Here is an 8587-nt window from a genome sequence, read left to right as displayed (position 1 = left end):
GGCCTGGTCGGGGTGCTGGATGCGGAGGCGGGTCAGGCGTTGGAGGCGGTGTTGAGCCCGCTGGCCAAGCCCCGCCCCTCCGGCGAGCACGGGGTCGATGAGCGCGATCCGGCGCAGCGGTACGGCGACGCGCTGGCCGAGCTGGCCGACCACTCCCTGCGGGCGGGCACCCTGCCGGCCGAGGGCGGCGAGCGCCCGCGCATCGTGGTCACCATCGGCCTGCGCGAGCTGTGCGCCGACGGGCTGCCGGGCGCGACCGGGCTGTTGAACCAGGACGTGCCGGTCACCGCCGAGGCCGCCCGCCGGTATGCCTGTGACGCGGGGGTGATCCCCGCCGTGCTCGGAACCAAGGGCGAGGTGCTGGATCTGGGGCGCGAGCAGCGGCTGGTCTCCACCGCCCAGCGCCGCGCCCTCGCGTTGCGCGACAGGGGGTGCAGCTCGGGGGTGCGGGGTGTCCCCGCACTAGCACAGCCCGGGGTGTGATCGGCCCGAGGGCTGGTGCCACGCGCACCACGTTCAGCACTGGAGCGAAGGCGGCCCCACCGACCTGCACAACCTCGCCCTGCTGTGCGGTGAACACCACCGGCTGATCCACCACTCCGAGTGGAACATCCACATGGGCTCGGGCGGCAAACCCTACTGCACCCCACCACCCTGGCTCGAACCCGCGATCCCCCGGCAACGCGAACCCGCCGGGAATGAACGAACGCGGGAGGCGGCGCACGCACCCGGCCGGCCGGGGCGGGCCCGCGTACCGAGCCGTGTCACGCCCTGCCGTGCGTGATCTACTACGTTGCGAATGACCGGCGTCGGCGTGCCGGCCGACTGCCCGATGAGTCGTGAGGTGAGGAGCTGTCATGAGCACGGTCGCAATTGTCGGAGACGGACCGGCTGGGTTGAGCGCGGCGCTGTTGCTGGCCAAGAACGACCATCGCGCGGTGGTCTTCGGTCAGGACAAGACGGCGATGCACAGCGCCCAGCTGCACAACTACCTGGGTATCGGCGAGATCAACGGATCGGCGTTCCAGGCGGTGGCGCGCGAGCAGGTCACCGGGTTCGGCGCCGAGCTGCATGACGCGGAGGTCACCGGCGTCGCCGCCGAGAACGGCCGGTTCGTGGTGCGGTCCGAGTCCGGTGCCACCGAGGCGGACTACGTGGTGCTCGCGGCGGGCAAGCGCGCACGCGGCCTCGCCGAGGAGCTCGGCGCCGACGTGGACGAGACGCGCGTACTCGTCGACACCGAGTACCGCACCAGCGTCGACCGGGTGTACGCCGCGGGCAGACTCACCCGCCCGAACCGGAGCCAGGCGGTGATCTCCGCGGGTGCAGGGGCGACAGCCGCGCTGGACATCCTGGCGCGCGAAGCCGGCAAGGACATCCAGGACTGGGACACTCCCCCGCGGGAGTGAGCGCTTCAACCGGTTTCGAGTGGGCGTGTGGCAGGGTCATCTGTAAGGATCGTGGGCGTGCGCGAACGGCAGGTGCATGGCGATCGGGACGCGGAGATGCGTTCCGGTGCGTTGCTGGCCGCCGGGTTCGTGGGGATCGTGGTGGTCTTCGCCGTGTGGTGGTTCGGGCCGGGCCTCTTCGCGGGCCCACCGAGCATCGATGGCCGGGTGGTCGAGGCGACCGTCGTGGAGTCCGCTCCGTGCAGCGAGCCGAACGCCACGGCGGTCGTGGAGTTCAGCGCGGGCGCCGACCGTCGCGAGGCGCCGCTGGACGCCTGCGGGCACGGTGAGGACGAGCGTATCGATATCGCCGTCCCGGAGTCGGGCGAGAAGGTCTACAGCGCCGACGTCGCCGAGCAGTACCATCACTGGTACCGGCCGGTGGGGTTGGTGCTCGTCGCGCTGAGCTGCCTCGGCGGGGCCGCCTACGCCTCGGTGATCACGCGCGCCGGCGGTCGCGTCACCTGACCGACTCGCTGGTGGCCGTGAAGGTGTTGCACTCGGCGATGCGGTTGTCCTGCGCTCCCGTGCGCCACCACGTCGCGTAGTTCTCGTTGCTCCCGTGGTCACGGCCGCCGGAGGTATCGTCCCCGCGAGTGGCCTGGTCCGACCACGCGTTGTCGTAGGCGTCCCGGGTGACCGTGCCACGCTCGACATGGGAACCGAGGAACATGCCGGAGAAGCACTGCGCCTGCAGCTCCATGCGGCGGTGCAGCTCCTGGCCGGCCGAGGTGTTCCTGCCTTCCCGGTAGATCTCGTCCCAGGCCGCTTCCATGATCCCCGCCAGGTCCTGCACGTGATGCCCGTACTCGTGGGCGAGCAGTGCGAGGTACACACCGGGGTTGTTGCCGTACTGCTGGGTCTGCAGCCCCTCGAACGGCAGGAACAGCTCTCCCTCGCAGTAGTACGCGGCCGTCTGGACGCCGACCGAGATGGTGCCGCACTCGCTGTCGAACTCGGAACCGGTAGGAAAGATCAGCTCCGGCGACTGGAACGGCAGGTCGTGTGCCTGCAGCACCGGTTCCCACGCCTCGTCGAGGCACGCGGTCGCGGCGCGGAAGAACTCCTCGGCCGCCTCCTGGGTGCTGCGCCATTCCGGCAGGTAACACTCGAGGTTCGGCAGCCCGACCTGCTCGTCCTGCAGCAACGGGTGGTCGTCGAGCGCGAGTACCGGCTCGGCACTGGTGTCGGCCGAACCCGCGGCTCCCTGGCCGGGTGAACTCGGGGGCGGCTCGGCCACCGATGGCGGTTCGGCGGCCCGAGGGTCGCCAGGGACGGGCTCCTCGCTACCGCCGGTGACGGCGACCACCACCAGGCCGGCGATCATCAGCACGACACAGGCGCTCAGGGCGGCACGGTGCCCGAACGGCCAGCCTCGCGTACCGGTGGAGACGTCCGGCTTGCCCGTGTCGGGGTCGCCGGCCGTGCCACGCCTGGGAGTCGTCATCTGCCGGTCCTCGCTGGGGATGGTGCACGCTGCCTGCTCCAGGGTATCGAGTGTTGTGACGGCGCTTGGCGCAGCCACCCTGCCGGGTCAGTAGGGTGGAGGCCATGGGAGCAGGCGAGTTGCACCGGTACAGGCTCGACAACGGGTTGCGCGTCGTACTCGCGCCGGACACCACGACCCAGGTCGTCGGCGTGAGCGTGCATTACGACGTGGGATTCCGGTCCGAACCGGAAGGGCGCACCGGGTTCGCGCACCTCTTCGAGCACCTGATGTTCCAGGGAAGCGAGAGCCTGGCCAAGCTCGCGCATTTCCGCCACATCCAGGGTAGCGGGGGGATGTTCAACGGTTCGACGCATCCGGACTACACCGACTACTTCGCGGTGCTGCCCTCGGCGGCGTTGGAGCGTGCGCTGTTCCTCGAGGCGGACCGGATGCGGGCACCGAAGCTGACCGAGGAGAACCTGGCGAACCAGATCGACGTCGTCAAGGAAGAGATCAGGCTCAACGTGCTCAATCGCCCGTACGGGGGGTTCCCGTGGATCCTGCTTCCGCCGGTGCTGTACGAGACCTTCCCGAACGCGCACAACGGCTACGGCGACTTCACCGACCTCGAGCAGGCCACGCTCGACGACTGCGCGGCGTTCTTCGACGCCTACTACGCGCCTGCGAATGCCGTTCTCACCGTCACAGGCGACTTCCACCCGGATCGTGCCCGCGAGCTGATCGACAAGCACTTCGCCGACGTGCCCGCGCGGCAGGTGCCGCACCGCCCGTCCTTCGCCGAGCCGCGGCCCGGCACCGAGAAGCGTGATACGCATGTCGATCCGCACGCCCCGCTACCTGCACTGGCCGTGGGGTACCGGATGGACGACCCGATCGAGGAGATGGACAGCTACCTGGCCAACATCGTGCTCGCCAGCGTGCTGGCCGAGGGGGAGGGTGCGCGCCTGCAGCAGCGCCTGGTGCACTCCGACGCGCTGGTCAGCGACATCAACGCGGAGGCAGGCCTGTTCGGCCCGTTCGAGGCGAGGGACCCGGACACCTTCTCGGTGACGGCGATCCACCCTGCGGATGTGCCTGCGCAGCGTGTGCTGGATGCGTTGGACGACGAGCTGGACACGCTCGCCTCCCGCCCCCCTGAGCAGGCCGAGCTGTCCAAGGCCACCGCACGGTGGACGGCCGCGCTGCACGGCGAGAACGACCGGATCGTCTCGCGGACGCTGGCGCTCGGTTCGTTCGAGCTGCTCTACGGGGACCCGGCGCTCATTCACGACCTCCCCGCGCGTATCGGTGCGGTGACCCCGGAGGACGTCGCGGCCGCCGCGAAGGCCCTGCGGCCCGACTCACGAGCGGTGTTGTTCGTCGAGCCGAGCTCGAACTCGCAGAACGCCACGCACGACACGGAGGGAGCGCAGTGACCGGGACATCCGCGCAGCCGCAGCAGGGGGCGCACCGCAGTGCCGAGGAGATCGGCACCACCCCGCACGGGCCGCGACCGCTGCCCGGGCTCGGCGACCAGCGCGCCGCCGCGGAGTTGGCGGTAACCGACACGGTCCTCGGCAACGGGCTGCGCCTGCTCGCGGTGCGCAAGTCCAACGTGCCTATGGTGGAGCTGCGGGTCCACATCCCGTTCGGCGGGACGGACCCGATGCACAGCGCGCGCGCCGAGGTGCTCGCCGAGTCCATGCTGACCGGAACGGCGCGCCGGGACCGCGTGGCGATCGACACCGACCTCGCGCTGATCGGCAGTGAGCTGAACGCGGTTGTCGGCCCGGAGTACCTGTCGTTGAGCGGCAGCGCGCTCGCAGAGGGGCTGCCGACACTGCTTGACGTGCTCGCCGACGTACTGACGGGGGCGACGTACGCCGAGGCCGAGGTCGCCAGGGAGCGGGACCGGCTGACCGAGCGGCTGGCTGTGGCTCGCACCCAGCCGCGGGTGATCGCGCGCGAGGCCCTGCAGCGCAAGCGCTTCGGCGACCACCCTGCCACGCGCGAGGTTCCCGAGGCCGCCGATGTCGCGGCGGTGACGGCAGAGGACGTGCGCGCCCTGCACGGTGCCGGGGTGTTGCCGAGCGGCTCGGTCATGGTGCTGGTCGGCGACATCGACCCGGATACGGTCGTCGCCGATGTCGAGCGCGCCCTCGGCGGCTGGGACGCGAGAGCTTCGGCCTCCCGGATCGAACCCGTCCCGCGGGTGAGCGGTGCCGACATCCGGCTGGTGAGCAGGCCCGGAGCCGTGCAGTCGCAGATCAGGCTGTCCGCGCAGGCCGTGCCGCGCACCGACGAGAGGTACGCCGCGCTGCAGCTGGCCAACCTCGCCTACGGCGGGTACTTCTCCTCCCGCCTCGTCGAGAACATCCGCGAGGACAAGGGCTACACCTACAGCGCGCACTCCGGGTTCGACTTCACCGGTGACTCCGCGACGCTGGTCGTGGACGCGGACACCGCAAGCGAGGTGACCGCCGCCGCGCTGCTGGAGACACGCTACGAGCTCGGCAGGCTCGGGCTGGTCCCGCCGACCGAGCAGGAAGCGGACGCGGTGCGGCAGTACGCGATCGGCTCGTTGCTGATCGGGACCGCGTCGCAGACCGGGCTGGCCAACCAGCTGGTCGCGCTCGCCGACGCCGGGCTCGGCGCCGACTGGCTCACCGCGCATCCCGGGCGGTTGGCCGACACCTCGGCCGAGGACATCGCCGAGGCGGCCATCGAGTTCTTCGCCCCGTCCCGGTTCACCGGGGTCGTCGTCGGTGACCCGGAAACGGTACGGCGCGGGCTCACCGCGCTCGGCGGGGTCACGGTCGACGAGCAGGGCTGATGAGCGTTCCGTTCCAGCTCTCGGACGTTCCCGCGCTGTCCCGGGTCGCGGTGGATCGGCACGAGGCGCTGCGCGCCGACGCCGAGCGGCTTCGCGCCCGCTGGCCGAATGCGCGGGTGCTGCTGCTGGACAGCAAGGGGCGCGCTCCCGTACCGCACGGTGACGACGGTACTGCTGAGCGCCTCGCCTTGCGGCAGGCCAGCGACTACGGTGACGTCCCTCCGCCGGAGTCGATCTTCCTGGGCGAGTCGGGCGGCGTCGACTACTGGGCACTCGCCGACAGGGACGCTACCGGCGGCGAAGCAGTACCGATGCCGGGTCGGTTCGGCGCGCAGGTGGAGAACGTGGTCGCCGACGGCGAGTTGTGGGTCGGGCTGCGCGAGCACGGGGCCGACCTCGACGACGCGGGTGCTGGCCTGTTCACCACGGCGCTGGCCCTGCGGAACTGGCACCGGCGCGCGCGGTTCTGCGTGAAATGCGGCGGCGCCACCGAGCTGGCCCAGTTCGGGTGGGTATCGCGCTGCGCGTCCTGCGGCAGGGAGGAGTACCCGCGCACCGATCCAGCGGTGATCTGCCTCGTGCACGACGACAGGGGAACCAACGGCGAGCACGTGCTGCTTGCCAGGCAGCCGCAGTGGCCACGCGGTGGGTACTCGGTACTCGCGGGTTTCGTGGAGGCGGGGGAGTCGTTGGAGTCCTGCGTGGCCAGGGAGGTCCGGGAAGAGGTCGGCGTGGACGTCCGGGACATCCGCTACCTCGGTAGCCAGCCGTGGCCGTTTCCCCGCTCGATCATGCTGGGTTTCGCCGCGCGCGCCGACGGCTCCTGCCCGCTGCAGCCCGCCGACGGGGAGATCGAGGACGCGCAGTGGTTCAGCCGCGAGCGGGTGCGCGCCGCGTTCGACGGCGACGACCCGCTGCGCCTGCCGGGTAACTCCTCGATAGCGCGTGTCATGCTGCGTGACTGGGCTCGCGCGTGACGTGAGCACGCCACGCAGCGCACGTGCCTGTCGTGCATAATGGCGGCGTTCGTGGCACAGGATGCGGGGGGCGGTCGCCGCGAGGGCGCCTGCGGAAAACGGGGGGGACCGGGTGAGTTCGAGTCGGGCCGTCGGGCTCGTGCTGGGGGCGGTAGCCGACACGCTCGGCGGTACGCCGGGTAGCCGCCGCGCGGGCGATGTGGTCGCGGTGGCCGGTGTGACCGCCGACCAGCTCGGACGGCGCGCAGGCGGTGCTGCCGGGTACGTGCTGCGGGCGCTGGGCACGGCGGCCGGCACCTGGGGAGTGCTCGGCGGCGCCGCGCTGGCCGTACGTGGCTCCGTGCTGGCCCGCGAGCTGGAACGAGAGGATCTCGACGGGGCCCGCCTCGCTCTCGCCGACGTGGACCGCCGCGACTCCGCGGGGCTCGACCGGGTCGGTCTGACGCGGGCCTCCGTCGAGTCGGTTGCGGAGAACACCGCTGCGCAGGTGACCGCCCCGCTGCTGTGGGGCGCGTTCGCCGGAGCCCCCGGGCTGCTCGCGCACCGGGTGGTGCACGGGCTCCGCGCCCGGCGCGCGGGGCGACCGGGCCCCGAGGTGTTGCGGCTGGCAGGCGAGGTGATGGACCTGGCGCCCGCGCACTGGACGGCCGCGCTGGCCGTGCTCGGTGCGCCGGTGGTCGGCGGGTCGTCCCGGGAGGCACGGGTGACGTGGCGGCGCGACGCCTCCGTGCATCCGAGCCCGAGCGCCGGCCGTGTCGAGGCGGCCTTCGCAGGCGCACTGGAGATCAGGCTCGGTGGACGGGCCGCCTACCAGGGGCACGTGCGGGAGCTACCGGTGCTCGGGTCCGGCCGCAACCCGGACGCAGGTCACGTGACCCGCGCGGTCGAGCTGTCCCGGGTCACCGGATGGTCCGCGTGTCTTGGCTCCGCATTGCTCGCCCTTGTGACGGGTCGGCTGGTTCGGGGGTTGCGCCGGGGTCGCCACCGGGGTCGCCGATGGGGTCGCCGATGGGGCCGTCACCGGCGCCGTCGCCTGCCTCGTCCTCGGCGAGCATCTCGGCAACCGTCTTGCGGCGCCGTGCCGGACCACCCGGCGAAGCATGGCCCGCCGAGCCGCGCAACGCGCCGCCGGGCCGTAGCTCCCGCACCGTGAAGTACAACCAGCCGAGCAGCACCATCACGCCGAACGCGAGCCACTGCAGCGCGTAGCCGAAGAACGGTCCCGCCTCGGTGCGGGGCAGCGGGAGCGGGTTGACCACACCCGGCTGCTCGGCGTCCAGCTGGAAGTACCCGGGGCGTAGCTCGGTACCGGTCGCCTCGGTGACGAGCTCCGAGCTCGCGCTGTAGACCTGGGGCCGGTCGCCTGTGGAGTCCGCGACGGCATCGCGGTCCCCCGGTGGCGGCTCGTCGACCCGGACCCGCGCCGTGACGGTGACCTCGCCATCCGGGGGCGCCTCGTAGTTGGGCACGCGTGAGCCTTGGCCCGGGCGAACATACCCGCGGTTGACCAGCACCCGGCCCTCGGTTGTGCGCATCGGGGTCAGCACCTCGAACGCGGGTTCGCCCTGCACGGTGCGCAACCGCGCGAGGACCTCCTCGTCGGCCAGGTACTCGCCGGTGATCGTCACCCGGGACCATTCGGATCGCTCGTCGGGCGCCTGCCCGTCCGGCAGGACCGCGGTCAGCGGCCGTGGCTCCGCATCGAGCGACTCGCGCACGGCCTCGTTCCGCGTGGTTCGCTCGTCGTGCCGGTCGAACTGCCACGGCCCGAGCACGGTGAAGCACGCGGCGGCGAAGGCGAACACCAGGATCGTCAACGCCAGCCAGCTGGGACGTAGTAGGAGCTTCCACCGCACACTCCTACGGTAAGCCACGGCGTGAGCCTGCCTCGTCGCCGGTC

General features: G+C 71.8%; 8 protein-coding genes and 2 pseudogenes. 8 read left to right on the top strand and 2 right to left on the bottom strand.

Features of this window, described 5'->3' with window-relative positions; translation table 11 throughout:
• The 4 genes and pseudogenes from CHB84_RS20590 to CHB84_RS20575 form a co-directional block, all read left to right on the top strand.
• Positions 1-483 (top strand): DUF222 domain-containing protein (locus CHB84_RS20590; protein ID WP_141134756.1); only part of this gene is annotated, 483 nt, incomplete at its 5' end.
• A 52-nt stretch (positions 484-535) separates the two neighbouring features.
• Positions 536-784 (top strand): annotated as a pseudogene (locus CHB84_RS24090) (hypothetical protein); the annotation flags it as partial.
• Positions 785-857: 73 nt separating this feature from the next.
• Complete coding sequence (locus CHB84_RS20580) at positions 858-1409, top strand: FAD-dependent oxidoreductase (protein WP_089303313.1); 552 nt, start codon at positions 858-860, stop codon at positions 1407-1409.
• A 57-nt stretch (positions 1410-1466) separates the two neighbouring features.
• Complete coding sequence (locus CHB84_RS20575) at positions 1467-1916, top strand: hypothetical protein (protein ID WP_089303312.1); 450 nt, start codon at positions 1467-1469, stop codon at positions 1914-1916.
• Here the strand turns inward: CHB84_RS20575 and CHB84_RS20570 are convergent.
• Positions 1909-2895: a neutral zinc metallopeptidase gene (locus CHB84_RS20570; protein ID WP_089303311.1), complete on the bottom strand. Its 987-nt coding sequence runs from the start codon at positions 2893-2895 to the stop codon at positions 1909-1911. The genes CHB84_RS20575 and CHB84_RS20570 overlap by 8 nt on opposite strands.
• Before the next feature lie 104 nt (positions 2896-2999).
• On the opposite strand from CHB84_RS20570, the gene CHB84_RS20565 reads away from it, so the two are divergent.
• The 4 genes and pseudogenes from CHB84_RS20565 to CHB84_RS20550 all read left to right on the top strand — a co-directional run.
• Complete coding sequence (locus CHB84_RS20565) at positions 3000-4313, top strand: M16 family metallopeptidase (RefSeq protein ID WP_089303310.1); 1314 nt, start codon at positions 3000-3002, stop codon at positions 4311-4313.
• A complete protein-coding gene (locus CHB84_RS20560) occupies positions 4310-5710 on the top strand; it encodes a M16 family metallopeptidase (protein WP_089303309.1) in 1401 nt (466 codons plus the stop codon). The genes CHB84_RS20565 and CHB84_RS20560 overlap by 4 nt, the downstream gene beginning before the upstream one ends.
• Entirely contained in the window at positions 5710-6687 is a 978-nt protein-coding gene (gene nudC, locus CHB84_RS20555) for an NAD(+) diphosphatase (protein ID WP_089303308.1), read from the top strand. Before CHB84_RS20560 ends, nudC begins: the two co-directional genes overlap by 1 nt.
• 61 nt (positions 6688-6748) lie before the next feature.
• Positions 6749-7567 (top strand): annotated as a pseudogene (locus tag CHB84_RS20550) (cobalamin biosynthesis protein); the annotation flags it as partial.
• Between the two features lie 19 nt (positions 7568-7586).
• On the opposite strand, the gene CHB84_RS20545 reads toward CHB84_RS20550, so the two are convergent.
• Complete coding sequence (locus tag CHB84_RS20545) at positions 7587-8543, bottom strand: SURF1 family cytochrome oxidase biogenesis protein (RefSeq protein WP_089303307.1); 957 nt, start codon at positions 8541-8543, stop codon at positions 7587-7589.
• Between the last annotated feature and the right edge of the window lie 44 nt (positions 8544-8587).

This window comes from Haloechinothrix alba, assembly GCF_900188115.1.
Lineage (GTDB): Bacteria > Actinomycetota > Actinomycetes > Mycobacteriales > Pseudonocardiaceae > Haloechinothrix > Haloechinothrix alba.
Note: the sequence above shows the minus strand (reverse complement) of the source record. Positions and strands in the feature narration are given on the sequence as shown.

Bases quoted from the DNA above. Each gene is read 5' to 3' on its own strand.
- CHB84_RS20580 (WP_089303313.1), top strand. From the start codon at position 858: ATGAGCACGGTCGCAATTGTCGGAGACGGACCGGCTGGGTTGAGCGCG.
- CHB84_RS20570 (WP_089303311.1), bottom strand. From the start codon at position 2,895: ATGACGACTCCCAGGCGTGGCACGGCCGGCGACCCCGACACGGGCAAG.
- CHB84_RS20565 (WP_089303310.1), top strand. From the start codon at position 3,000: ATGGGAGCAGGCGAGTTGCACCGGTACAGGCTCGACAACGGGTTGCGC.
- nudC (WP_089303308.1), top strand. From the start codon at position 5,710: ATGAGCGTTCCGTTCCAGCTCTCGGACGTTCCCGCGCTGTCCCGGGTC.